Source organism: Paraburkholderia sp. PGU19, from assembly GCF_013426915.1.
GTDB lineage: Bacteria > Pseudomonadota > Gammaproteobacteria > Burkholderiales > Burkholderiaceae > Paraburkholderia.
Map to the genome: position 1 here is coordinate 2,400,426 of NZ_AP023180.1, position 24,820 is coordinate 2,425,245.

Annotated in this window: 23 protein-coding genes and 1 tRNA gene; 18 read left to right on the top strand and 6 right to left on the bottom strand. The window is 62.4% G+C overall.

Features of this window, described 5'->3' with window-relative positions; all coding sequences use genetic code 11:
• Positions 1-239: 239 nt before the first annotated feature.
• The 4 genes from H1204_RS28410 (at position 240) to folE2 (ending at position 4,374) form a co-directional block, all read left to right on the top strand.
• Entirely contained in the window at positions 240-557 is a 318-nt protein-coding gene (locus H1204_RS28410) for an exodeoxyribonuclease VII small subunit (RefSeq protein ID WP_180731791.1), read from the top strand.
• Positions 554-1,435 (top strand): polyprenyl synthetase family protein, encoded by an 882-nt coding sequence (locus tag H1204_RS28415; protein ID WP_180731792.1) that lies wholly within the window; start codon positions 554-556, stop codon positions 1,433-1,435. The genes H1204_RS28410 and H1204_RS28415 overlap by 4 nt, the downstream gene beginning before the upstream one ends.
• Before the next feature lie 96 nt (positions 1,436-1,531).
• Positions 1,532-3,430 carry a 1-deoxy-D-xylulose-5-phosphate synthase gene (gene dxs, locus H1204_RS28420; RefSeq protein WP_180731793.1) on the top strand — a complete coding sequence of 633 codons (1,899 nt, stop codon included), beginning with the start codon at positions 1,532-1,534 and terminating at the stop codon, positions 3,428-3,430.
• 146 nt (positions 3,431-3,576) lie between these two features.
• The gene (folE2, locus tag H1204_RS28425; RefSeq protein WP_180731794.1) at positions 3,577-4,374 is read left to right on the top strand and encodes a GTP cyclohydrolase FolE2; all 798 of its coding nucleotides are present in this window, start codon (positions 3,577-3,579) and stop codon (positions 4,372-4,374) included.
• Between the two features lie 292 nt (positions 4,375-4,666).
• On the opposite strand, the gene tsaD is transcribed toward folE2, so the two are convergent.
• A complete protein-coding gene (tsaD, locus tag H1204_RS28430; RefSeq protein ID WP_180731795.1) occupies positions 4,667-5,692 on the bottom strand; it encodes a tRNA (adenosine(37)-N6)-threonylcarbamoyltransferase complex transferase subunit TsaD in 1,026 nt (341 codons plus the stop codon).
• A gap of 123 nt (positions 5,693-5,815) precedes the next feature.
• Here tsaD and H1204_RS28435 point away from each other — a divergent pair, with 123 nt between their 5' ends.
• From H1204_RS28435 to dnaG, 4 genes are all read left to right on the top strand, one after another.
• Positions 5,816-7,033, top strand: coding sequence for an NAD(P)/FAD-dependent oxidoreductase (locus H1204_RS28435; protein WP_180731796.1), 1,218 nt, complete (start codon positions 5,816-5,818; stop codon positions 7,031-7,033).
• Between the two features lie 109 nt (positions 7,034-7,142).
• Positions 7,143-7,355 (top strand): 30S ribosomal protein S21, encoded by a 213-nt coding sequence (gene rpsU, locus H1204_RS28440; protein WP_035997875.1) that lies wholly within the window; start codon positions 7,143-7,145, stop codon positions 7,353-7,355.
• Positions 7,356-7,664: 309 nt separating this feature from the next.
• The gene (locus H1204_RS28445) at positions 7,665-8,111 is read left to right on the top strand and encodes a GatB/YqeY domain-containing protein (RefSeq protein ID WP_180731797.1); all 447 of its coding nucleotides are present in this window, start codon (positions 7,665-7,667) and stop codon (positions 8,109-8,111) included.
• 106 nt (positions 8,112-8,217) lie between these two features.
• Positions 8,218-10,104, top strand: coding sequence for a DNA primase (gene dnaG / locus H1204_RS28450; RefSeq protein WP_180731798.1), 1,887 nt, complete (start codon positions 8,218-8,220; stop codon positions 10,102-10,104).
• Positions 10,105-10,135: 31 nt separating this feature from the next.
• Here the strand turns inward: dnaG and H1204_RS51575 are convergent, their stop codons facing one another.
• Entirely contained in the window at positions 10,136-10,474 is a 339-nt protein-coding gene (locus tag H1204_RS51575) for an RNA polymerase subunit sigma (RefSeq protein ID WP_243468690.1), read from the bottom strand.
• Positions 10,475-10,535: 61 nt separating this feature from the next.
• Between H1204_RS51575 and rpoD the strand changes: the two genes are divergently transcribed.
• The 4 genes from rpoD to H1204_RS28470 all read left to right on the top strand — a co-directional run bounded on the left by rpoD (position 10,536) and on the right by H1204_RS28470 (position 15,921).
• Complete coding sequence (rpoD, locus tag H1204_RS28455) at positions 10,536-12,581, top strand: RNA polymerase sigma factor RpoD (protein WP_243468691.1); 2,046 nt, start codon at positions 10,536-10,538, stop codon at positions 12,579-12,581.
• 182 nt (positions 12,582-12,763) lie between these two features.
• Positions 12,764-12,851, top strand: a tRNA-Ile gene (locus tag H1204_RS28460).
• An 83-nt stretch (positions 12,852-12,934) separates the two neighbouring features.
• A complete protein-coding gene (locus tag H1204_RS28465; protein WP_180731800.1) occupies positions 12,935-13,948 on the top strand; it encodes an AraC family transcriptional regulator in 1,014 nt (337 codons plus the stop codon).
• A 182-nt stretch (positions 13,949-14,130) separates the two neighbouring features.
• A complete protein-coding gene (locus tag H1204_RS28470; RefSeq protein WP_180731801.1) occupies positions 14,131-15,921 on the top strand; it encodes an acyl-CoA dehydrogenase in 1,791 nt (596 codons plus the stop codon).
• Between the two features lie 104 nt (positions 15,922-16,025).
• Here the strand turns inward: H1204_RS28470 and H1204_RS28475 are convergent, their stop codons facing one another.
• The gene (locus tag H1204_RS28475; protein WP_180731802.1) at positions 16,026-16,367 is read right to left on the bottom strand and encodes a helix-turn-helix transcriptional regulator; all 342 of its coding nucleotides are present in this window, start codon (positions 16,365-16,367) and stop codon (positions 16,026-16,028) included.
• A 99-nt stretch (positions 16,368-16,466) separates the two neighbouring features.
• Between H1204_RS28475 and H1204_RS28480 the strand changes: the two genes are divergently transcribed.
• From H1204_RS28480 to H1204_RS28490, 3 genes are all read left to right on the top strand, one after another.
• Positions 16,467-17,264, top strand: coding sequence for a hypothetical protein (locus H1204_RS28480; protein WP_180731803.1), 798 nt, complete (start codon positions 16,467-16,469; stop codon positions 17,262-17,264).
• A gap of 260 nt (positions 17,265-17,524) precedes the next feature.
• Entirely contained in the window at positions 17,525-17,755 is a 231-nt protein-coding gene (locus H1204_RS28485; protein WP_180731804.1) for a hypothetical protein, read from the top strand.
• Between the two features lie 81 nt (positions 17,756-17,836).
• A complete protein-coding gene (locus H1204_RS28490) occupies positions 17,837-18,094 on the top strand; it encodes an H-NS family nucleoid-associated regulatory protein (RefSeq protein ID WP_180731805.1) in 258 nt (85 codons plus the stop codon).
• 13 nt (positions 18,095-18,107) lie between these two features.
• Here H1204_RS28490 and H1204_RS28495 read toward each other — a convergent pair whose 3' ends face one another.
• Together H1204_RS28495 and H1204_RS28500 are read right to left on the bottom strand one after the other, a co-directional pair.
• On the bottom strand, positions 18,108-18,857 hold the full coding sequence (locus H1204_RS28495) for a response regulator (protein WP_180731806.1): 750 nt from the start codon (positions 18,855-18,857) through the stop codon (positions 18,108-18,110).
• Entirely contained in the window at positions 18,850-20,370 is a 1,521-nt protein-coding gene (locus H1204_RS28500) for an ATP-binding protein (RefSeq protein WP_180731807.1), read from the bottom strand. Before H1204_RS28500 ends, H1204_RS28495 begins: the two co-directional genes overlap by 8 nt.
• Before the next feature lie 258 nt (positions 20,371-20,628).
• On the opposite strand from H1204_RS28500, the gene H1204_RS28505 reads away from it, so the two are divergent.
• On the top strand, positions 20,629-21,450 hold the full coding sequence (locus H1204_RS28505) for a response regulator transcription factor (RefSeq protein ID WP_180731808.1): 822 nt from the start codon (positions 20,629-20,631) through the stop codon (positions 21,448-21,450).
• Positions 21,451-21,533: 83 nt separating this feature from the next.
• Here the strand turns inward: H1204_RS28505 and bamA are convergent, their stop codons facing one another.
• Positions 21,534-23,843, bottom strand: coding sequence for an outer membrane protein assembly factor BamA (gene bamA, locus H1204_RS28510; protein WP_180731809.1), 2,310 nt, complete (start codon positions 23,841-23,843; stop codon positions 21,534-21,536).
• A 266-nt stretch (positions 23,844-24,109) separates the two neighbouring features.
• Between bamA and H1204_RS28515 the strand changes: the two genes are divergently transcribed.
• Entirely contained in the window at positions 24,110-24,289 is a 180-nt protein-coding gene (locus H1204_RS28515; RefSeq protein ID WP_180731810.1) for a hypothetical protein, read from the top strand.
• Positions 24,282-24,686 carry a hypothetical protein gene (locus H1204_RS28520; RefSeq protein WP_180731811.1) on the top strand — a complete coding sequence of 135 codons (405 nt, stop codon included), beginning with the start codon at positions 24,282-24,284 and terminating at the stop codon, positions 24,684-24,686. The genes H1204_RS28515 and H1204_RS28520 overlap by 8 nt, the downstream gene beginning before the upstream one ends.
• Positions 24,687-24,820: the final 134 nt, after the last annotated feature.

Genomic DNA, 24,820 nt, shown 5'->3' on the forward strand with positions numbered 1-24,820 from the left:
AAGATTCGATTTAGGGAGCCCGCGATTATACCCGTTTCCCCCTCCTTGGGGCGCTTAAGTACCTGATTTGGGTTAAAAATGTCGGGGAAGCTCGCGATTTCGCCACGCAAACGTTGGATTTATTTCTATCGTCCGAAGTGTTGCGCTACGGTCGCTCAGATACCCGTTGGTGGGCTCACAGGTCGAAAATGTCGCTTTTGCCGTAGAATGTCCGACTTGTTTTAATTTTGCGACGATTCATGGCGAAGACGGCTTCCCCGGATACGGCTGGTTTGTCCCCCACCAGCACCGAAGGTTCCGACAATTCACCGCTGCCCGAGAGCTACGAGGCAGCGCTGGCGGAACTGGAGGGGCTTGTTGGGCGCATGGAGGGCGGCAGCCTCAGTCTGGAAGAGTCGCTCGCGGCTTACCGGCGCGGCGCCGTGCTCGTGGCGTTCTGCCAGCAACAACTCGAAAAGGTGGAGCAGCAGGTGCGCGTCCTCGATGGCGAAACGCTCAAGCCGCTTCCCGTGAACACAGCAGGTACAACCGCTGCCGACAGCGGAGACGATCTATGACCTTCGAACAATGGATGCGCTCGGTGCTGGACCGGGTAGAGGGCGCACTCGAGCAATACCTGCCGACGGACTCGACCGAGCCCGCCCGGCTGCATGAAGCAATGCGCTATGCCGTGCTGGGCGGTGGCAAGCGGGTGCGCCCGCTGCTGTGCCACGCGGCGGGCGAGCTGACGGGCGCGAAGGCCGAGTGCCTCGACGCGGCATCGGCGGCGCTGGAGATGATCCACGTCTATTCGCTCGTGCACGACGACATGCCCTGCATGGACGACGACGAACTGCGCCGCGGCAAGCCTACAGTACACGTCAAGTATGACGAAGCGACGGCACTGCTGGTCGGTGACGCGCTGCAGTCGCAAGCTTTCGTTGCGCTGACATCGGATGTGCTCGCGCCCGCGCAGCAGGCCGCGCTGGTGCGCGAACTGGCGCTCGCGAGCGGCTCGATCGGCATGGCGGGCGGCCAGGCGATCGATCTGGCGAGCGTCGGTCACACGCTGACGCGCCCGCAGCTCGAAACGATGCACCGCCTGAAGACGGGCGCGTTGCTGCGCGCAGCCGTGCGGATGGGTGCATTGACAGGCGAAACACCGGATGCCAAGGCGCTGCAGTCGCTGGACGCGTATTCGGCTGCTGTGGGCCTCGCGTTTCAGGTCGTCGACGATATTCTCGACGTCACGACCGATTCCGCGACGCTCGGCAAAACGGCTGGAAAGGACGCGAAGGACGGCAAGCCGACCTACGTGTCGATCATCGGGCTCGACGCTTCGCGCGCGCTGGCTGCGCAGTTGCGCAGCGACGCGCACCAGGCGCTTGCACCTTTTGGCGCCCGCGCGCAGCGGCTCGCCGAGCTGGCTGACCTCGTGGTGAACCGGGTCAGCTGATGTAGCTGTAACGCGAAAGCCCGCCGCCCGCACAAGACTTATCGGGTGTGCGCGAATGAAGTGCGGGCGCGTAAGTTTTCCTACAATGGAACGACGATGTACGACTTGCTGAAAACCATTGACGACCCCGCGGACCTGCGCCGCCTTGATCGCCGCCAGTTGCAACCGCTTGCCGACGAGTTGCGAGCCTTCGTGCTCGACAGCGTGTCGCAGACGGGCGGCCACCTGTCGTCCAACCTCGGCACGGTCGAACTGACGATCGCGCTGCATTACGTGTTCGACACGCCGCGCGACCGCATCGTCTGGGACGTGGGTCATCAGACCTATCCCCACAAGATCCTGACGGGCCGCCGCGACCAGATGCATTCGCTGCGTCAGTTGGGCGGCATCTCGGGCTTTCCGAAGCGCGACGAGTCGCCGTACGACACGTTCGGCACGGCGCATTCGAGCACGTCGATCTCGGCGGCGCTCGGCATGGCGATCGGCAGCAAGCTGCGCGGTGAAGACGCCTACTCGATCGCAGTGATCGGCGACGGCGCGATGACGGCGGGCATGGCGTTCGAGGCGATGAACAACGCCGGCGTCGAAGACGACGTGCCGCTGCTCGTCATTCTCAACGACAACGACATGTCGATTTCGCCGCCCGTGGGTGCGCTGAATCGCCATCTCGCGCGCCTGATGTCGGGCCGCTTTTACGCTGCTGCGCGTGCCGGCGTCGAACGCGTGCTGCGCCATGCGCCGCCCGTGCTCGATCTCGCGCGCAAGCTCGAAGAGCACGCGAAGGGCATGATCGTTCCGGCGACGCTGTTCGAAGAGTTCGGCTTCAACTACATCGGACCGATCGACGGCCACGATCTCGACTCGCTGATCCCGACGCTGCAGAACATCAAGGAACTGCGTGGCCCGCAATTCCTGCACGTCGTGACGAAGAAGGGCCAGGGCTACAAGCTGGCGGAAGCCGACCCGGTTCTGTATCACGGTCCCGGCAAGTTCAATCCGGCCGAAGGCATCAAGCCTTCGACGACGCCCGCCAAGAAGACCTACACGCAAGTGTTCGGCGAATGGCTGTGCGACGCGGCTGAACTCGATTCGCGCGTGGTCGGCATTACGCCGGCGATGCGCGAAGGCTCGGGCATGGTCGAATTCGAAAAGCGTTTCCCGGATCGCTACTATGACGTCGGCATTGCCGAGCAGCATGCCGTCACGTTCGCGGGCGGCCTTGCGACGGAAGGGCTCAAGCCCGTCGTCGCGATCTACTCGACGTTCCTGCAACGCGCGTATGACCAGCTGATCCACGACGTCGCGCTGCAGAATCTGCCCGTTGTGTTCGCAATCGATCGCGCGGGCCTCGTCGGTGCGGACGGCGCGACACATGCGGGCGCGTACGACCTCGCGTTCCTGCGCTGCATCCCGAACATGACGGTGATGGCGGCGTCGGACGAAAACGAGTGTCGCCAGATGCTGTACACGGCGCTGCAGCAGCCGAACCCGACGGCCGTGCGTTATCCGCGCGGTGCGGGCACGGGCGTCGCGACGATCAAGCAGATGGCCGCGTTGCCGCTCGGCAAGGGTGAAGTTCGTCGCCAATCGACGCAGCCGGCCGGCAAGCGCATCGCGATTCTCGCGTTCGGCACGATGGTTGCGCCGTCGCTTGCGGCAGCAGAGCAGCTGGACGCGACGGTCGCCAACATGCGCTTCGTGAAGCCAATCGACGCCGATCTCGTGCGCGAGTTGGCCGAAACGCACGACGCCATCGTCACGGTGGAAGAGGGCTGCGTGATGGGCGGCGCCGGCTCGGCCTGCGTGGAAGCCATGATGGAGAGTGGGGTTATCCGACCCGTACTACAATTGGGCCTTCCCGATCGCTTCATTGATCACGGAGATCCGGCGAAGCTGCTGGCGTCGTGTGGGCTGGACGCTGCGGGTATCGCGAAGTCCATCCGCGAGCGATTTGTGGAGCACGCGAGCGGCAAGTCCGTCAAACGCGTCGCTTAACATAGCGGGCCGCCGGAACAAAAAGGCGGCTCGTTGCATCTACTCCAATATGAATCGGCGGGTCGCGTACCCGTCGGGCTCCGCCGGCGCAAGCCGGCGGTTGTCATTTTGCGCGTCGATTCGCGCTGCAAGTTGAGGACAAGAACATGAACCAGATGAACCCCGCCTTCGTGATGCCCGACGTGCAGAGCACGGTCGACACCCGCCAGATCCCGATTCAGCGGGTCGGCGTGAAGGCGGTGCGTCATCCGTTGACGGTTCGCATGCCGGACGGCAGCGTGCAGCCGACTATCGGTACGTGGAATCTCGATGTTCATTTGCCTGCCGAGGTGAAGGGCACGCATATGTCGCGGTTCGTGGCATTGCTTGAAGAGAACAAGGCGCCGCTGGATTCGGCTGCGTTCCGCGCGATGCTTGCTTCGATGCTCGAGAAGCTTGAAGCGCCTGCGGGCCGTATCGAGGTGTCGTTTCCGTATTTCGTCAACAAGACAGCGCCTGTGTCGGGCGTGCAAAGTCTGCTGGACTACGAAGTGACGTTGACGGCCGATTCACGCGATGGCGCCACGCGGTTGTTTCTTAAGGTTCTGGTGCCTGTCACCAGCCTGTGCCCGTGTTCGAAGAAGATCTCGCAGTATGGCGCGCATAACCAGCGCTCGCATGTGACGATTGACGCTGAGTTGATCGATGACGTGCCCGTCGAGGATTTGATCCGTATCGCGGAAGAAGAGGCTTCGTGTGAGTTGTGGGGGCTGCTCAAGCGGCCTGATGAGAAGTTCGTTACCGAACGCGCTTACGAGAATCCGAAGTTCGTTGAAGACCTGGTGCGGGATGTCGCGCAGCGGTTGAATGCTGATAAGCGGATCGTTGGTTATGTGCTCGAAGCGGAGAACTTCGAGTCTATTCATAATCATTCGGCTTATGCGGTGATTGAGAAGAGGGTTTAAGGTTATTTTGTCTGCGACTGCTGGGTGGGTTGCTTTGCGTTAGCGCTGGCGTCCGCGTATTGCGTTCGGGCTGCATGCGTTGCCCCTGTGGGTTTGCTTTTGCGCTGGCATCCGCGTTATGCCTTGGTGCTTCACGCGCCGCCCCGCACAGGGGCGACGCGTGAAGCACGCTAACAAAACGCGGATGCCACAAACACAAGCAAACCAAACCAAACCCACCGCGCCACAAAGGCAAAACGCGGCTGCCAGCGCAAAGGCAAAAAAACCGAACCCCACCGGCAAACAAAAAACCTTACCTCGCGAGAGACCCCAAATCCCACCGTGGCTTAACGGTAAAAGCATAGTCATTACCAGCCTGCGCGGGCCAGCGCTCCAACCGAAGCGCGCCGGCGAGCGCAATCATCGCGCCGTTATCAGTGCACAGCGAGAGGTCAGGATAGTGCACATGAAATCCGCGCATCTTCGCGGCCGCCGAAAGAGCCTCCCGCAACTGCCGGTTCGCGCCAACACCACCCGCGACAACCAGCCGCTTGAGCTTGGTTTTCTTCAGCGCCGCGAGCGATTTAGCAGCCAGCACATCGACGGCAGCGTCGACGAAACCACGCGCCAGATCAGCCTTAGCCTGCTCGCACACGTTGCTGCCAAGCTTCTTCACATGCGTCAATACAGCCGTCTTCAGCCCACTGAAACTGAAATCCAGATCACCGGAATGCAGCATCGGACGAGGCAGCACGACAGCGCCCGGCGTGCCGAACTCCGCAAGCCGCGACACTTCCGGCCCGCCGGGATAACCGAGCCCAAGCAGCTTCGCGGTCTTGTCGAAGGCTTCACCTGCGGCATCGTCGAGCGTCTCGCCGAGCGTCTCGTAGACACCCACATCCGTGACGCGCATCAATTGCGTATGACCGCCCGACACAAGCAACGCGACAAACGGAAATGGCGGCGGCTCGTCGACCAGCAGCGGAGACAGCAAATGCCCTTCCAGATGATGGATGCCGATAGTCGGCTTGTTCCACGCCATCGCCAGCGAATTGGCGATACTCGCGCCGACCAGCAACGCGCCCGCGAGTCCCGGGCCCTGCGTGTAGGCGATCGCGTCGATGTCGCCGCGCGCGGCGCCCGAGCGCTCCAGCACCTCTTCGAGCAGTGGCAGCGCACGCCGGATATGGTCGCGCGACGCCAGTTCCGGCACGACGCCACCATATTCGCGATGCATCGCGATCTGCGAATGCAGCGCATGCGCGAGCAGCCCGCGCTCCGTGTCGTAGAGCGCGAGTCCGGTTTCGTCGCAGGAGCTTTCTATGCCGAGAACGAGCATGATTCGACCGTCGATCGGGCGCCTGACCTGCCACCCGAAACATCAAAAAAGGAACCTGAAAGTATAACAGCGCGGACACACGGCCGCCGGCCGCCCCAGGCGTGGCGGTTACAATGCAGCCCCATGGAATCCTTCGATATCGCCGTAATCGGCGCGGGCGCGGCGGGCATGATGTGCGCATCGGTGGCGGGGCAGCTCGGCCGGCGCGTCGTGCTGATCGACCACGCGGCGCGGCTCGCCGAGAAAATCCGCATTTCGGGCGGCGGCCGCTGCAACTTCACGAATCTGTACGCCGGGCCGAACAATTATCTGTCGGCGAATCCGCATTTCTGCCGCTCCGCGCTGGCTCGCTACACGCCGCGCGATTTCATGGCGCTGCTCAAGCAGTACCGCGTGACATGGCACGAGAAGCACAAGGGACAACTCTTCTGCGACCAGTCGAGCGACGCCGTCATCGACGTGCTCAAGAGCGAATGCGACGCGGGCAACATCGCGTGGCGTCGGCCGCTCGCCGTCGAGCAGGTGCGCCACGCCGATTCCGACGGCTTCACGCTGGACACGCGCTCCGGCCCGATCCGCGCCCGCGCGCTGGTGATCGCGACGGGCGGCCTGTCGATTCCGAAAATCGGCGCAACCGATTTCGGCTACCGGATCGCAAAGCAGTTCGGCCACAAGCTCATCGACACGCGCCCGGCGCTCGTGCCGCTCACGTTCGCTCCCGCCGACTGGCAACCGTTTGCGGAGCTGTCAGGCGTGTCGCTCGAAGTGCACCTGGCGACGGGCGTGAAGAAAGCGGGCGGCGAGTTCGTCGAAGACCTGCTGCTGACGCATCGCGGATTGTCCGGTCCGGGCGTGCTGCAGATTTCCAGCTACTGGCAGCCGGGCGAGCCCGTGCACGTCAATCTGCTGCCCGAGCAGGACGCCGTCGCCGCGTTGCTCGAGGCGAAAGCCGCGACGAAGCGCCAGATCGGCAACCTGCTCGCGGAATGGGTGCCCTCACGCCTCGCGCATGTCTGGTTGCAGACCCACGGCGTACCCGCCGACGCCCGCCTCGCCGATCTGCCCGACAAGTCGCTGCGCCGGGTCGGGGAGGCGCTGTCGCGCTGGTCGCTCACGCCGAACGGCACCGAAGGCTACAAGAAGGCCGAGGTGACGCGCGGCGGCGTCGACACGCGCGAATTATCGTCGGCGACGATGATGAGCGCGCGCGTGCCAGGCCTGTATTTCATCGGCGAGGCCGTCGACGTGACAGGCTGGCTGGGCGGCTACAACTTCCAGTGGGCGTGGGCGTCGGGCGTGGCTGCCGGGCAGGCGGCAGCGGAATTCGCGGCTGTCGGGTAGGCCGTAAAAACGGGCGCTGACGCCCGTCAAATGGGGCTTGACACCTTTATGTGATTGTGGGAAACAACTGCTATACTTTCCAATCTTTGGCAAGCTCCGTTATTGAAAGATGACGACGATCCGCTTAAAAGAAAACGAGCCTTTTGAAGTCGCGATGCGCCGCTTCAAGCGCACGATAGAAAAGAACGGGCTGTTGACCGAACTTCGTGCGCGCGAGTTTTACGAGAAGCCGACATCCGAGCGCAAACGAAAGAAAGCAGCGGCAGTGAAGCGCCATTTCAAGCGCCTGCGCAGCCAGCAACTGCCCAAGAAGTTTTACTGATTCAACGTGAAGTCGCGGCGCTCGCCCGGTCTCTTGAGCGATAGCGAAAGCGGCGGCTCACACAAGGTGACGGCGCGGGAGCATGCCGGCGCTTGCGGTAACGGGCCGCGCATGTGGCCGCTGATGTGGCCACTCACGCTGGAAGGCGTGACAGGCCGCTTCGGTCCACGCTCCGCAAGGCCGTATCCAGGTGCACGGTTCACCGCGTATTTGGCACTAACCCGCTTGAGGAACGATCCCAAGCGGGTTTTTGCGCTCTGCGCCGCGTCTTCACCCGTATTTCAAACCCTCCACGCATTCAGGTGAACGATGAGTCTCAAAGTCCGAATCAACGACGACATGAAAGCAGCGATGCGCGCGCGCGAAACCGAGCGTCTCGGCACGATCCGTCTGCTGCTCGCTGCCATCAAGCAGCGTGAAGTCGACGATCGCGTGGAACTGGATGACGCCGCCGTGACAGCCGTCGTCGACAAGATGATCAAGCAGCGCAAGGACTCGATCGCCCAGTTCGAAACGGCCGGCCGCACCGATCTCGTCGACAAGGAAAAGGCCGAGCTGGACGTGCTAATTGCCTACATGCCCGCGCAGCTGTCGGACGCGGAAGTGGCAGCCGAAGTGCAGGCGGCCGTCGCGCAGGTCGGCGCCACCGGCCCGCAGGACATGGGCAAGGTGATGGGCGTGCTCAAGCCGAAGCTCGCCGGCAAGGCCGACATGACGGCCGTGTCCGCTCAGGTGAAGGCCGCGCTGTCGAAGTAAGCCCCGTGTCGTTTTCCGCTATGCGCGCGCCCCGTTCCGGTGCGGTGCGCATAGCCGGGTGCGATGCGCACCCTTGCCTCATCCTTTTTAAGGCCGCGTCTGCATTGTGATCCCGCATTCCTTTCTGCAAGACCTGCTGAACCGCGTCGATATCGTCGACGTGGTCGGCCGGTATGTGCAGCTCAAAAAAGGCGGCGCGAACTTCATGGGCCTCTGCCCGTTCCACAACGAGAAGAGCCCTTCGTTCACCGTTAGTCCGACTAAGCAGTTCTATCATTGTTTCGGCTGTGGCGCGCACGGCACGGCCATCGGCTTCCTGATGGAGCATGCGGGGCTTTCCTTTCCGGAAGCCGTCAACGAGCTGGCGCAATCCGTTGGCCTGACCGTGCCGCAAGAGCCTTCGCCGATGCGCGGCGGCGCGGGAGCCGGCGGCCCGGGCGGTAGCGAAGGCTATGCGCCCGCCGTCTCGAAGGCCGTGACGACGGCGCTCTCCGACGTGATGTCGACGGCCAGCGACTTCTACAAGGCGCAACTGCGCGGCGCGCCGAACGCCATCCAGTACCTGAAAAAGCGCGGCCTGACGGGCGAGATCGCCAAGCGCTTCGGCCTCGGCTACGCGCCCGACGGCTGGCAGAACCTCGAAACGGCATTCCCCAACTATCGGGACGATGCGCTCGTCGAGGCGGGCCTCGTGATCGTCAGCGAGAAGTCCGACGCCCAGGGTCAGAACCGCCGCTACGACCGTTTCCGCGAGCGCGTCATGTTCCCGATCCGCAACGTGAAAGGTCAGGTAATCGGATTTGGCGGACGCGTGCTGGACGGGGGCGAGCCCAAGTATTTGAATTCGCCCGAAACGCCTTTATTTAACAAAGGCAGCGAGCTGTACGGCCTGTTCGAGGCGCGGCTTGCGATCCGCGAACAGCGTTACGTGCTGGTCGTCGAAGGGTATATGGACGTGGTTGCGCTGGCCCAGTTGGGCTTCGAGAACGCGGTTGCGACGCTCGGCACAGCCTGTACGCCGATTCATGTGCAGAAACTGATGCGGCAGACGGATACGGTGGTGTTCAGCTTCGACGGTGATTCGGCCGGCCGGCGCGCCGCGCGCCGCGCGCTCGACGCCTGCCTGCCGCACGCCGCCGACAACCGCACCATCCGCTTCCTGTTCCTGCCGGCCGAGCACGATCCCGACAGCTATGTCCGCGAATTCGGCACGGATGCCTTCGCGGAGCAGGTGCGCCGCGCGATGCCGCTGTCGCAGTTCCTGTTGAATGAAGTGCTGGCGGGCAAGGAACTGGACCAGCCTGAAGGCCGGGCGCGGGCGCTGTTCGACGCCAAGCCGCTGTTGCAGATGCTGCCCGCCAACGCGTTGCGCGCGCAGATCATGCATATGTTCGCCGACCGGCTCGATGTGCCGTTCGAGGAAGTGGCCGCGTTATGCGAAGTCGACGCGCGGATCGCCGCCGTAGCACGCAGCGCGCCTGCCCGCAAAGACCGGCGCAGCGTGACGGGGATCGAGCAGCGGGCGCTGCGCAATCTGGTGATGCACCCGCGTATCGTCGCGGTGCTCGGTGAAGAGGAAGAGCAGGCGCTGCTCACAGTCACGCGGCACGGCGAACTGTTCGAGGAAGTGACGACGCATGCCCGTGGGCTAGGCGACACGGCCGAATTCCAGTTGCTGTCGGACCTGTTGCGAAACGGGGCTAACGCCCCCACCTTCGAGGAAATCTTCCGGGAAATTCTGGACTATGATGAAAACGTTCGGGATCTGCTGTTGAAGAATCCCGAAGACGCGACGGTGGCCGAGGAGCGCCGGGAACACGAGCGCCTCGCCGGGGAAGAGTTGAAAGCGGCCATTCTGAAGATGCGTTATGACGCTTATAGCGAGCGGCTGGATCAATTGTCGCGTCAGTCGAGGCACACCCCGGAGGAGTTGCTGGAGTATCAGGAATTGAGCAGGACGTGCGCTGACATGAAGCGTCAGCGCGGGCAGTGAAAGGGAAGCGCTGAAAGGCCGAATGCTATAATTAAAAGATTTCAGCGGTTTTGTTTTTCTCCAGGCAAAGGCGATATAAGGCGATTGCAATGGTAAAGACTACAGGCGGAAAAAAGGCGACAGGCAGCGGCTCGGACGAGCCGAAAACGACCACCAGGGTCAGCGCAGCCAGGTCGGCTCCTTCCGCCCCGAAAAGGTCTGCCGAAACCGCTGCTACGCCGGTTGCCCGGAAACAAGCCTCGACCGCGCGAGCGGCATCGGTGACATCGAAGTCGGTGGCGTCGGTCGCGAAGCGGCAGGGAGTCAGCAGCGAAAGGGAAGCGGATGTCGCGCAGGACGATGCGGCTCCCCGCGAGTCTTTGGTATCCACGGTTCAACCGGCTGTCGTCCAGCAGCCGGCAGTCGAGACTACAGCCGGTATGGCGAACTCCATGACGAAAAAGCTGAACGAAGTATCCGTCGATGACGACGCATCCCCGAGCGAAGAAGCAGCCGCAACACCCGCTACGGGCAAGGTCGAAAAGGTCAAGGCACGCGACCGCCGCGCAAAGGAGAAGGCGCTGCTCAAGGACGCGTTTGCGTCTTCGCAGCCTGGCACCGTCGAGGAGCTCGAAGAGCGCCGCTCGAAGCTGCGCGCGCTGATCAAGCTCGGCAAGGAGCGTGGCTTCCTGACCTACGGCGAGATCAACGACCACCTTCCGGACAACTTCACGGAAACCGAGGCGATCGAAGGCATCATCAGCACGTTCAACGACATGGGCGTCGCCGTCTACGAACAGGCGCCCGATGCCGAAACGCTGCTGCTGAACGACAACGCCCCCAACGCCTCATCGGACGATGAAGTGGAAGAGGAAGCGGAAGTCGCGCTCTCTACCGTCGATTCCGAATTCGGCCGCACGACTGACCCGGTGCGCATGTACATGCGCGAAATGGGCACGGTCGAGCTGCTCACGCGCGAAGGCGAAATCGAAATCGCCAAGCGCATCGAAGACGGCCTGAAGCACATGGTGATGGCCATCTCCGCCTGTCCGACCACGATCGCCGATATTCTCGCGATGGCCGAGCGCGTCGCCAATGAAGAGATCCGCATCGACGAACTCGTCGACGGCCTGATCGACACGAACGCCGAAGATACCGACGGCTTCTCCGAACAGGAAGCCGAAGCGATCGAGAACGAGGAAGAAGAAGAGCAAGAGGCGGACGAGGAAGAAGAGGAAGACGACGACGGCGCCGCGCAAGCGACGGCCAACGCCGCCCAGCTCGAAGAACTGAAGCGCATGTCGCTCGAAAAGTTCGCGATGATCAGCGAATGGTTCGACAAGATGCGCCGCGCGTTCGAAAAGGAAGGCTACAAGTCGAAGTCGTACCTGAAGGCGCAGGAAACCATTCAGGAAGAGCTGATGATGATCCGCTTCACCGCGCGTACCGTCGAGCGTCTGTGCGACACGCTGCGCGCGCAGGTGGACGAAGTGCGTCAGGTCGAGCGTCAGATCCTGCATACGGTGGTCGACAAGTGCGGCATGCCGCGTGCCGAGTTCATCGCGCGCTTCCCGGGCAATGAAACGGATCTCGAATGGGCCGACAAGATCGTCACCGAGAACCACGCGTATAGCGCGATCCTGTCGCGTAACGTGCCGGCTATTCGCGAGCAGCAGCAGCGTCTGCTCGACTTGCAGGCGCGCGTCGTGCTGCCGCTGAAGGACCTGAAGGAAACCAACCGCCAGATGGCGGCGGGCGAACTGAAGGCGCGTCAGGCGAAGCGCGAAATGACCGAGGCGAATCTGCGTCTCGTGATCTCGATCGCGAAGAAGTACACGAACCGTGGTCTGCAGTTCCTGGATCTCATTCAGGAAGGCAACATCGGCCTGATGAAGGCCGTGGACAAGTTCGAATATCGCCGCGGCTACAAGTTCTCGACCTACGCAACGTGGTGGATCCGTCAGGCCATCACGCGTTCGATCGCGGACCAGGCGCGCACCATTCGTATCCCGGTTCACATGATCGAGACGATCAACAAGATGAACCGCATCTCGCGTCAGATTCTGCAGGAAACCGGTCTCGAGCCGGATCCGGCGACGCTGGCCGAGAAGATGGAGATGCCGGAAGACAAGATCCGCAAGATCATGAAGATCGCGAAGGAGCCGATCTCGATGGAAACGCCGATCGGCGACGACGACGATTCCCATCTGGGCGACTTCATCGAGGACAACAACACCGTCGCGCCGGCCGACGCTGCGTTGCACGCCAGCATGCGTGATGTCGTGAAGGACGTGCTCGATTCGCTGACGCCGCGCGAGGCGAAGGTGCTGCGTATGCGTTTCGGTATCGAAATGAGTACGGACCACACGCTCGAAGAAGTCGGCAAGCAGTTCGACGTGACGCGTGAGCGTATCCGCCAGATCGAGGCGAAGGCGCTGCGCAAGTTGCGCCACCCGAGCCGGTCGGACAAGCTGAAGTCGTTCCTCGAAGGAAACTGATCGCACCTGTTTGTTGGCCGCAGCACGTAGCATGACGTCAGGGCTTCCCGATAGCTTTGTTCAGCGAAGCGATCCCGGAAGCCCTGTTTTCGTGTAGTATGTCGGCCAATCGACAGACAGGCCCGGCCTTCAGACCGGGTCTTTTTGTTGGTTTTCTCCAGCTTCCGTCGCGAAGCATTGTTGGGCCGGACGCCGTGCTGGTTGCAGGCAGCGGACTCATAATCCGCCTCCGAAAGGACACCGTGGGTTCGACTCCCACCCGGCCCACCAAAACCGTCAAGGCGTGCTTCGCCGCAGTGCAGACCGACAGCGCACGCCATCAAGCATGAAGTGGCCACCGGAACGGATCACGAATGCAAGCGCCCAGCGCCACCGTCCCCATCTCCCTCGTCAACGGCTTTCTCGCCGCCGCCGACGCGCAGCCCGTCGTCATGCAGCGCTATCTCGAGCAAGCCGGGATCACACCCGAACTGCGCGGCGCAGCCGGCGCGCGGGTGACGGAAGAACAGTTCTCCACGCTCTACCGCACACTCGCGATCGAACTCGACGACGAGATGCCCGGCATCTTCAGTCGCCCGTTTCGCAGCGGCACGCTGAAATTTCTTTGCCTCAGTCTGCTCGACGCACCCAACCTCGAAACCGCGCTGCATCGCTTCGGCCAGTTCTTTCATATCGTGCTCGACGATTTCCACATCGAGTCGCGCCGCGACGACCTGATGGCGCAGGTCGAAGTGCGTCCAAATCCTGCGTATGGCAGCATCGGCCCGCTCGGCCAGGAGCTGATGCTCAAGCTCGCGCACGGTGTGTCTTCATGGCTGATCGGTCAGAAAATCCCGTTGCTGCAGGTCGATTTCGCGTGTCCGCAACCGCCTCATGCGTTCGATCACCGCTACTTCTTCTCCGGCCCCGTGCGTTTCGGCTGCAACGCGACGCTGATGCGTTTCAGCGCGGCGTTTCTCGACATGCCGATCCGCCAGAGCAAACGCAATCTGCGCAAATTTCTCGCCCGTTCGCCTGGCGAGTGGATCTTCGAAACGTTCAGCGAGCAACGGGTCAGCCATCGCGTGCGGCAGTATCTCGCGGGAGAACTGCCGGACCTGCCGACCATCGATCAAACCGCAAAGAACCTGCATTGCTCGGTTCGCACGCTCTGCCGGCGTCTGTCGTCGGAGGAGACGACGTTTCAGTTGCTCAAGGACGAGCTGCGGCGCGATATCGCGATCCAGCGCCTCACGGACACGCAGGACACGATCGCCGTGATCGCCGGCGATATCGGCTTCGACGATCCCAGCGCCTTCCACCGCGCCTTTCGCCACTGGACGGGCAGCACGCCGGGCACGTATCGGCGGCCCCTTCAGGCGGGGTAACCCACGGGTGGGTGGATATACCCCCCATTCGATGTGGCCAGATTTGTCAGTACGCGGACCGGTTTGGACAGTCGAATCGCCGGAGATGCCGTTACGATCGGCAGGTATCGTCACCGCTTGGCCTTCGCTTTTATCGGGCGCCGTGGCAGTGATCCATTGAACGCCTGATTGGAAGATTGACCATGAGCTATATCGCCCCCGTAAAAGACATGCTTTTCGTGCTCGAGGAATTGAGCGGCATCGAAGACATCGCGCAGCTGCCCGGCTTCGAGGAAGCGGGTCTCGAGACGGCACAAGCCGTGCTCGAAGAATCCGCGAAGCTGTGCGGCGAAGTGCTGGCGCCGCTGAACGTCGAAGGCGACAGGAACCCGAGCAGCTGGAAAGACGGCCACGTCACGGCCACGCCCGGTTTTGCCGATGCGTTCCGCCAGTTCGCCGCAGGCGGCTGGCAGGGCGTGCAGCATCCCGTCGAATATGAAGGCCAGGGCCTGCCGAAGCTGATCGCGACGGCGTGTATCGAGATGCTGAACGCGTCGAACCTGTCGTTCGCGCTGTGTCCGCTGCTGACGGATGGCGCGATCGAGGCGCTGCTCACGGCAGGCACGGAAGCGCAAAAGCAGACCTATGTGCCCAAGCTGATTTCCGGCGAATGGACGGGCACGATGAATCTCACCGAGCCGCAAGCCGGCTCCGATCTCGCGCTGGTGCGCACACGCGCCGAGCCGCAGGGCGATGGTTCGTTCAAGCTGTTCGGCACGAAGATTTTCATCACGTGGGGCGAGCACGACATGGCGGACAACATCGTCCACCTCGTGCTCGCGCGCACGCCGGATGCGCCTGAGGGTGTGAAGGGCATTTCGCTGTTCGTCGTGCCGAAGTTCCTCGTCAACGAGGACGGCTCGCTGGGCGAGCGCAATGACGTGCACTGCGTGTCGATTGAACACAAGCTCGGGATCAAGGCGAGCCCGACGGCCGTTCTTCAGTTCGGCGATCACGGTGGCGCAATCGGTCACCTGATCGGCGAAGAAAATCGCGGCCTCGAATACATGTTCATCATGATGAACGCGGCGCGTTTTGCGGTGGGCATGCAGGGCGTGGCCATATCGGATCGTGCGTACCAGAAGGCTGTGGCGTACGCGAAGGACCGCGTGCAGAGCCGGCCAGTGGATGGTTCCGCGAAGCAGGCCGTATCGATCATTCACCATCCCGACGTACGACGCATGCTGTCGACGATGCGCGCGCTCACGGAAGGCTCGCGCGCATTGGCGTACGTCGCGGCGTCGCACAGCGATCTCGCGCATCGCCATCCCGACGAAGCGAAGCGTGCCGAGCATCTCGCGATCTACGAATACCTGGTGCCGATCGTGAAGGGCTGGAGCACGGAGCTTTCCATCGATGTGGCGAGCCTTGGCGTGCAGGTGCATGGCGGCATGGGCTTCATCGAGGAAACGGGCGCAGCGCAGTATTACCGCGACGCTCGCATCCTGCCGATCTACGAAGGCACGACGGCCATTCAGGCGAACGATCTCGTCGGTCGCAAGACGGTGCGGGACGGCGGCGCGGTCGCGACAGCACTGCTTGCCCAGATTGCACAGACGGTCGAGGCACTGAAGCAGCATAAGGGCGCAGCGTTCGAGTCGATGCAGAAGCACCTGTCGCTTGGACATGACGCACTGCAATCGGTCGTGGCGTATGTCGTCGCAAATACGAAGCGCGATCCGAATGCGGTATTTGCAGGCAGCGTGCCGTATCTGAAGCTCGCGGGCATCGTGCTGGGCGGCTGGCAGATGGCGCGCGCGATGCTGGCCGCGCAAGAGAAACACGCCCAAGACCCCTCGTTCTACAGCGCGAAGATCGCGACCGCGCAATTCTTCGCAGAACATCTGCTGCCGCAGGCGGTGGCGCTGGAAGCGTCGATCACCAGCGCGAAGGGCGGCGAGGGCTACCTCGCGCTGTCCGAAGACCAGTTCTAAACGCACAACCCACTGCAATCCAACGACGGACTTCGTCTGAACGCGAAGTCCGTCCGCTTCAACCCCGCTTCAACCCCTCCGCACACCCCCCGCGAGCGCACCGCTCACTCCACTTTCGCGCTCAACCCCTTCAAGCCCTTGATCACGACGAGCAACGCGCGGCCGTGCTCTTCCGAGCCGTCCCACGCGTCGACGATCGCGTTGCGCAGCAACTCGTTGTAGCCCGTCGCCCGCCCGCCGACATGGCGCGCCTCCACGCCATAGAAACTGCATAGCTTATTGAATGACGCGCTCTTGCGCACGCGGCGTCCTTTCGACAGCCGAAGCCGCGACACGGTCGGCTGGCTCACCCCGGAAAGCCGTGCTATTTCGCTAGACGAGCGCACGTCCGCCATCAACCGGCGCAGCAGGTCCTGTACGGGAAAATCGCTCTTTGGGGCTTCCATTCCATGCATTATATCTATACATTAACGCTTGTTGAATGGCTGACTATTTCGCCCATGGCTCGCAGGTCGGCGAGCCGGATGGCAGTCCCGAGGAAGTTGATGACACTGAAGCACCTACCGCCCACGTTCTGCTGGACCAAGACAGGCACCGAATCCAGCGAGGAACTCCCCAGCATCGTTCTCCAGAAGGAATGGGAGCGGAGGCTGGGCGGCGGGCGTTTTCTGTGGGGTGTCGGTCAGTCGCTCGGCAATAGCGCGCAGATCGCGGCGCATCGCACCGGCTCGCTGCTCGCGCTCTTTTCGCCGGCGTCGAGCAAGCCGCGGCAAGGCGGGCGCAAGCGCGAAGACATGCTGCTGTGGAATGCGTGGATCGACAGTACGGGCCAGGTGCGGCAACTGCCGCCGCATGCGTTCATCGTCAGCCGCACGGTGTTGCCTTCGGGGCGTCGCAGAGAGCAGCACTACGCGCTGGTGTGTTCGTCGCCCACTGAACTGAGCATGGGCACGCGGCTGCACATCTACCCGGAGCACCTGCGCAGCGTCAGCACGGGCAAGGTGCTCGGTCCGGCGCAAGGCACGGCCGTCGTCGATTGCACATCGCGCGCGAGCGAACTGAGCGGCAAGCGCTATCCCGTCGCACTCGCCGTCGAGCTGGAAGCGCCGTATTTCGTGCGGCTCACGCAACCCGTCGTGCTCAAGGCGCGCGACTTCGCGCAGGTCAACAAGGCCACGCGCGATGGCGATTTCGCGGCCTTCATTGAACTGGTGGGGCGTTTGCGCACCCGGCCGCCGCAGGAGCGCATGCGCGGCGTCACGCGCGATCTGTTCGACATGCCGCCCGTCGAGGCCATGGCGGCCTTCAACGCGGCGCACGCGCAGGCCAGCTTCACGCTATAAGCAGACGGGGATCAGAACCAGGCGTCCGGCGCATAAAACCTGGGAACACTGAATGTCGGGTGTTTGTGTACTAAACCGCACGCTGTTGCAAATCAGACCTGGCGCTTCGCACCGCGCAGAGAGAAAATCGGCAGCATGCCGCAGTCAATCCATTGTGTAGCGCTGGCTCGTATCGACAGCCATCGGCGCGAACCGCGAATGGTCGCGCCCCCCGAATCGCAAGCTGAATATCCGAACCGAATCCAGATGGAGGAATGCTTATGTCGGCAATGATGCAATCGAGGCAGGCTCAGGCCGCACAGCGTTTTGTCGAAGCGACACGCAACGTCGATCTGGCTTTTCGCGCCGTGCGCGCCGATCCGGAAGATGCCGCGTCGACGGTCGAGCATGCTGCCGCCGTCGCGCAACTGGACCGCGCGCTCGACGAACTGGCACGAGCCCAGGCGCTATTCGACTCGGTGGTTCGCGTCGATGCGCGGCGCCGCAATTGAGCCCGTCAGTTCTGGTTTCGCCCGTACGAATGGATTGCTGATCTCTCCACACTACGAATCGCACTTCGAATCGCACGAGCAATGTCTACTTCAATCGCAAAACTCGACGGCCAGGCGCGGGAGCGCCTGATCGCGTGGATCCAGAATCGAATGAACGAATTCGGCATCACGTTCGACGCGCTGGAACGCTCGTTCGCCGAAGACGAAAAAAACGCACGCGCCATCCGCTATCAGGATGCGTCAGGCCATGTCTGGGACGGCCGGGGCGATTTGCCCGAGTGGCTGCGCCGCGCAGTCGCATCGGGCCAGAACATCGATTTCTTCCGCTGCGAAGGCTAGGCGAACCGATCCCTCAGCCAGCATCGCCATCGTCGCGGCTCTCGGGCGGCACGACTTCCAGCCGATAACCGACGCCATAAATCGAACGGATCATGTCGTGATCCGGGCGGACATTCTGAAGCTTGCGACGCAAGTTCTTCACATGCGAGTCGACCGTCCGGTCGGCGACAACCCGATGATCGTCATACAGTTGCCGCAGCAGATGGTCGCGCGAATAGATGCGGCCGGGCGTCGAGTGCAACAGCGCGAGCAGCCTGATTTCAATCGGCGTGAGATTGAGGTCTTTTCCATCGAGCGATGCGACATGCCTGTCGAGGTCGATCGCCAGCCCGCTCGAAACAGGTTCCGCACCGGCGCGCGCCACACCCGATAGCGACTCGATGCGGCGCAGGATCGCCTTCACGCGCGCCACGACCTCGCGCGGACTGAACGGCTTGCAGACGTAATCGTCGGCGCCCAGTTCGAGGCCGAGCAAGCGGTCGATCTCATCGACACGCGCGGTCAGGATGATCACGGGCACATCTGAAAAAGTCCGCAATTCGCGGCAGATTTCGAGCCCGCCACGTCCCGGCAGCATCAGATCGAGCAGAATCAGCGAAGGCGGATGCGCGCGTACGGAAGCGATCACCTCGCGGCCATCTTCGATCACCTGGGTGTCGAAGTTCTCGGCGCGCAGATAGTCGGTGAGCAGCGCCGACAGCTTCGGCTCGTCTTCGACGATCAGCACGGAAGCAGGCGAACGGGCAAGTGAAGAGTCAGTCATCTTTGGCTTCTAACGTAGCGAACCGGACGGCGATCCACAGTCCTCCCAGCGGCGAACGCAATGCGTCGATGGTGCCGCCATGCTGGCCGACGATATGTTTGCACAGCGCAAGCCCGAGGCCCGCGCCGCCGCTTTGACGGCTGCGCGACGCATCGACGCGAAACAGCCGGTCGAACAGATGCGGCAGCAAGGGTTCGGGCACAGCGGGGTGCGTATCCTGCACATCGATTTGTATCTCGTGCTCGTGCTTCGCGACGGCTACGCGGACCTTGCCGCCGGAATCGGTATAACGCAACGCGTTTTCGAGCAGGTTCTTCATCAACTGCGTCAGCCGATACGGGTCGCCGAGCATGATGACGCTCGCGGCGCCGATATCCGTTTCCAGCGCGATCTTCTTGTCGGCGAGCCGGTCTCTGAACGACTCGGCGGCGGCCTCGACGATGGGCGCGACGTCGAGCCGTACCTTCTCGAACGACAGTTCGCCGATGTCCGCGAGCGACAGTTCGTACAGATCGTCGATCAACTGGCTCAGCAGCGCGACTTCCGCCTGCAGCGACGCGAGCGTCGCACGGTCGGGCTTGCGCACGCCGTCTTCGATCGCTTCGAGTTCGCCGCGCAGCACGGCAAGCGGCGTGCGCAGCTCATGAGAAATATCCGCGATGAGATTGCGGCGCGAACGTTCGGCGTTGCCGAGCGAGATCGCGAGCCGGTTGAAATCGGCGGCGAGATCGTGCAGTTCGTCGCTGCCCGCATCGGGGACGCGAATCGAATAATCGCCGCTCGCGAGCCGGTGCGTCGCCAGCACGAGGCGCCGCACGGGCGCGAGCAGCAAACGCGCGAGCACGACGGCGACACCGGCCGCCAGCAACGCGGCGAACCCGGCGATGAGCCATGTGGTGCGAACCTGCTGCGCCTGAAACTGCCGGTCGGCGGAATGAAACATCACTTCGGGCCCGGCGACCACCAGCCAGCCGATCACCTTGCCGTCGACGGTCAGCGGCAGGCGCGGCGCATCGGGCGGCGGTGGCGGTCCTTTTTGCAGCACGTTGTGCATGTCCGTGTCGTAGACACGGAACGGCGGGTGGCGGCTGCCCTGCGGCCCGGGGCTTCGCAGGTCGTCGCGCATATCAGGGGGCGCGCCCGCGTCGCCAGGCGGCGGCCCCGGTTCCGCGCCGTTGCCGCTAGGCGCGCCGTCGGGCGGCGGGCCGTCGTGCGGTGCGTTCATGTCGGGCGGGCCGGACGGACCGGGAGGCGGCACGCCTGCGTCGATTGCCTCGGGAATGGCGGCGGCTGCCGCCACCGGGTCTTTGACAAAATCCCAGCTTCGATGCGTTGCCCACGCGGCTTCGAGTTCCTGCTGCAGGCGTAAGGAATGCGATTGCGACTGGCGCTGCAGATAGCCGAGAAAGCCCTGTTCAAAGCTCCAGCGCACGGCAACGCCCATCGTGACGGCCACGAGTATGCATGCCGCCGAAATCGCGACGAAGAGCTTCGACGTAATGCCGATTCTCATGGCGAGACCCCACGGCCGCCACTTCTCATGCTTGCCACCCTGTGTTTGCCTGTCGGCATGCTTTAGCCAGCACCTCTGGCGCCGCACGCATGCCCGTTTCTATGAATATGCCGCCACGGTGCTATTTTGACGCGACCCGCGCGGCGACGGACGAGCGTTCGGCAATCTCCACAGAATCTCCTTAATTTTCACCGTCTTGCCTGCACAGTTGCTCTCTATCATGGTCCTCCATTCAAATGGGAGAAGGACGGAAACTTCATGACCATCCATCTGCTCGTCGTCGAGCCTGATCAGACCAGCCGCGATATGCTTCGGGCACATGTGCAGCAGCACAAGATCGAGATGTCCGTCCTGTACAACACCGACTCGCTGGAGCGGCGCCTGGAGGTCGAAGTGCCGTCGCTGATCGTGATGCGTCACGGCTTGCCTGAAGTCGACGGTCTGGCTGCATTGCGGCGTATCCGTTCGCTCGGCTTCGACCTGCCTGTGATTATCGTCAGCCGCTCCGACGACGTCGTCGACAAGGTGCTCGCGTTCGAGCTCGGTGCGAACGACTATGTCGTCGATCCGCACGATCCGCGCGAAATGATCGCACGGGTGCGCAACGCATTGCGTTCGGGGCCGCCGTCGCATGTGCCGATGCATATCGAGCGCGCGCCCATCGCATTCGACGATTTCGAAGTCGACGTTGCCGACCGCGTGCTCGCTCGCGGCGGCGTGGAAGTGCCGTTGCGCAGCACGGAATTCGCGCTGCTCTTGGTGCTCGCGTCGAATCCGATGAAGGTGCTGTCGCGCGTGCGTATTCTCAACATGCTGCGCCGGCATTGCAGCGTGACGGAACGCGGGCTCGACGTCGTCGTGTTCAGACTGCGCGCCGCGTTGAAGCTGTCGCCGACGGGCCGGCAATACATCAAGACCTTGCGCGGCGAGGGCTATATGTTCGCGCCCGACGACGCGCTGCCGCGCCATGGCGCGGCGGAGGATCGGGACGATGCGCAGGCGCCGATGCTCGACGTTGCAGCGCCCATCGTGGCCGAAGAGCGCATGCGTTTCGACAGTGCGGCGCGAAGAATCCAGTAGCGCATGCAGGGCGTGGTATTAGCAACACCAGGTCGAAAGCAAAAGAGCCCGCTTCAAAGCGGGCTCTTTTTTCGCCGGTACGTTTAGAACGACGTACCGATCTGAAACTGGAACACCTGGTACTTGTCGTCCGCGTGCCTGACGATCGGAAACCCAACCGAGAGCTTCAGCGGACCAATCGGCGAAATCCATTCGAGGCCCGCGCCATAGCTGTACCTCAACCCATTCGCGCCCGTGCTGTTGCCTTCGTTGCCCCACACGTTGCCCGCGTCGACGAAAGTAAAGACACGCAACGTGCGATCCCAGCCACTACCCGGCAGCGGGAATGTCATTTCGACGTTCGCGACCACCATCTTCGAGCCGCCGATCGAATCGCCCGTCGACGAATCGCGCGGACCCAGCGAACTCGATTCATATCCACGCACCGAGCCGATACCGCCCGCGTAGTAGTTCTTGAAGATCGGATACGCCTTGCCCGCGAAGCCATTGCCATAGCCCGCTTGCAGGTTCATGCCCAGAATGAAGCCGCGCGCGAACGAATAGTAATACTGGCTCTGAACGTCGGTCTTGTAGTACTCGGTTTCGCCCGCGGGCGTGCCGACCTCGCCGTTGACCTGCAGCATATAGCCACGGCTCGGCACGAGCGCACTGTCGCGCGCATCGCGTGACCAGGCGGCCGTCAGCGGGACGTTGTTGACGACGCGGCCGAACTCGCTGACATAGTCGAGATAGGCTTGCGGCGTCGATGAGTCGGTGTTGAAGCGATCCTGCTCGATACCGAGACCAAAGTACACCGTATCGACTTCCGAAAACGGAATGCCGAACTTCAGGTCCGCGCCGAGCGAGACGATACGAAAGCTCTCGTCGTTGCTGTAATACAGCGGATAGCTGGTGCGATAGTAGACATCCGAAATACGCTTGATGCCATCGACGGTGAAATAGGGGTCCGTTTGCGTGACCGACAGCGTGCGATACGTCTTCGCCGTATTCACATTGACGCCGAGGCTCGTGCCCGAGCCGAACACGTTGTCCTGCGTAACGCCCGCCGACAGCACCACTTTGTCCGACGAAGAAAAGCCCGCGCCGAGCGTAATCGCACCCGTTGGCTTTTCCGTGACCTTGACGTCGACATCGACCTGATCGTTCGAACCCGCAACGGGCACCGTCGTCACGTCGACGTCGGTGAAATAGCCAAGCCGGTTCACCCGTTCCTTCGAAAGTGAAAGCCGGTTCGAATCGAACCACGCGCTTTCGAGCTGGCGCATTTCCCGCCGAATCACTTCATCGCGCGTACGCGTGTTGCCTTCCACGTTCACTTGACGCACGTACACGCGTCGTCCCGGATCGATTTGCAGCGTGAGATCGACAGTGTGCTTGTCCTGATCGATCTGCGGCACTGTATTGACGGCAGCGAACGCGTAGCCGTATTCGCCGAGCCGGTCCACGATCGCTTTCGTCGTTGCCTTGAGCTTGTCTTCGGAGAACGTTTCACCGGGCTTGATGCCGATGAGCGGCTTCAGTTCCGCTTCGCGATCGAGCAGATTGCCTGCGAGCCGGATTCCGGTGATCGTATAGGGCTCGCCTTCGTGCAGATTGAGCGTCAGATACATCTCCTTCTTGTCGGGCGTCAGCGATACCTGAGTCGAGTCGATCCTGAACTCCAGGTAGCCACGGTTCAGGTAGTACGAGCGCAGGCGATCCAGATCGGCGCCGAGCTTCTCTTTGGAATAGAGATCGTTCTTCGTGTACCAGGAAAACCAGTTCGGCGTCGACAGTTCCATTTCGTCGCGCAGCGTGCTTTCCGAAAACACGTGATTGCCGATGAAATTGATCTGCCTGATCTTCGCATTCGGACCTTCGATGACGGAGAACAGAACCGATACGCGTCCGCTGTCGACGGGCGTCGTCGTGGTTTCGACTTGCGCCGCGTAGTAGCCGCGTGTGAGGTACTGGCGCTTCAATTCCTGTTCGGCCTTGTCGATGAGCGCCTTGTCGAAAGGGCGGCCGCGCGACAGGCCAACGGCACGCAGCGCCTTTGTCAGATTGTCCTTCTCGAACTCGTGAATGCCGGAGAAATCGATCTCCGCAATGGCAGGGCGCTCGACGACGTGCACCACCACGATATCGCCTTCGAGCGACACGTTGACGTCGCTGAAGAGGCCCGTGTCGTAGATCGCGCGCACGGCCTGCGATGCCTTGTCGTCCGTGAAAGTATCGCCGCGTTTGATGGGCAGGTTGGCGAGCAGCGTTCCCGCTTCAATGCGCTTCAAGCCGTCGAGCCGGATGTCCGTGACGACCACGGAGTCGCCGGCCAGCGCGGTCGATGGCGTCAGTGACGTGGCGCACACCGTGATCGCACTGGCGAGACAGATAGTTGATGCTCTTTGTTTCATCGAAGGTCTTGTTGAGAGCGGGACGCGACTCACTATGGAAAGCCGCGAGTATAGGAATGGGCTTCTTGCGCAGGGTTACGCCAAACTTTCTGATTATTTGTTGCGTGGGGTAAGGAATGGCGCAGCAATGAATAGCGGCGCGCGCTGCACGGTCGATACCATGCAAAGGCGGAAAGATGCAGCTAAGAATCGGTAGGGTCGTGGTAACGCGTTGAGAGCGAAGGTGGCGGTATCGTGCCGACTCCACCCACCTCTGGTTCTTCGCCATGCTCGAACATATCGATCCCGTCGTACTGGTTGCTGTGTTACGCGCCAGTTCCACGCCGCTTTTCTCCACCTGGCTGGCCCGGGCCTCTTCGTATGAACCGTGGGTCGAAGACACACGCACACATCGCGGGCGCGAAGCCGGCACGCAAACAGGTGCGAGCGAGGTACGCCATGTCTGAGCGCGAGACACACGTCGTCGATTCGATTGCCGATCTGCAGATGACGGAAGACGGTCTCCACCTGCTGCTTCACGGCAATCAGGCGACCACGGCGATCCACCGTTCCGTGCTCGACCAGTTGCTGGTCGCACTGCCGAATGCGATCGAGCATTCGGACCGGATCATCAACCAGAACGAGCACATGGCCTTCGCGTTTCAGAGCTACGGCTGGGAGATCGGGCGCCTGAACGGCACGCAGACAGCCGTCATTCGCTTCAGGCTCGCGGGCAATATGGGCATTTCGTTTTCGTTGCCGTGCGAGCAGATCGCGCCGTTGATCGAGGCGCTGAGCGGCGTCGCTGCGTCGGCTGGGGCAGCCATCACTCAGGTCAACAGCGACGCCGTGACGTTGCAGTAAGACGCTCGGGACGCATCTTCATTCGGGCCGGCGTCCGCCCGTCAATCAGACGCCACGATTCCGCTTTGATATTCCGCCGAGAAGTCCAGGGCCTCGCTATCAGGCCTATTGCCGCATTGGTGCTCTGCCTGCTC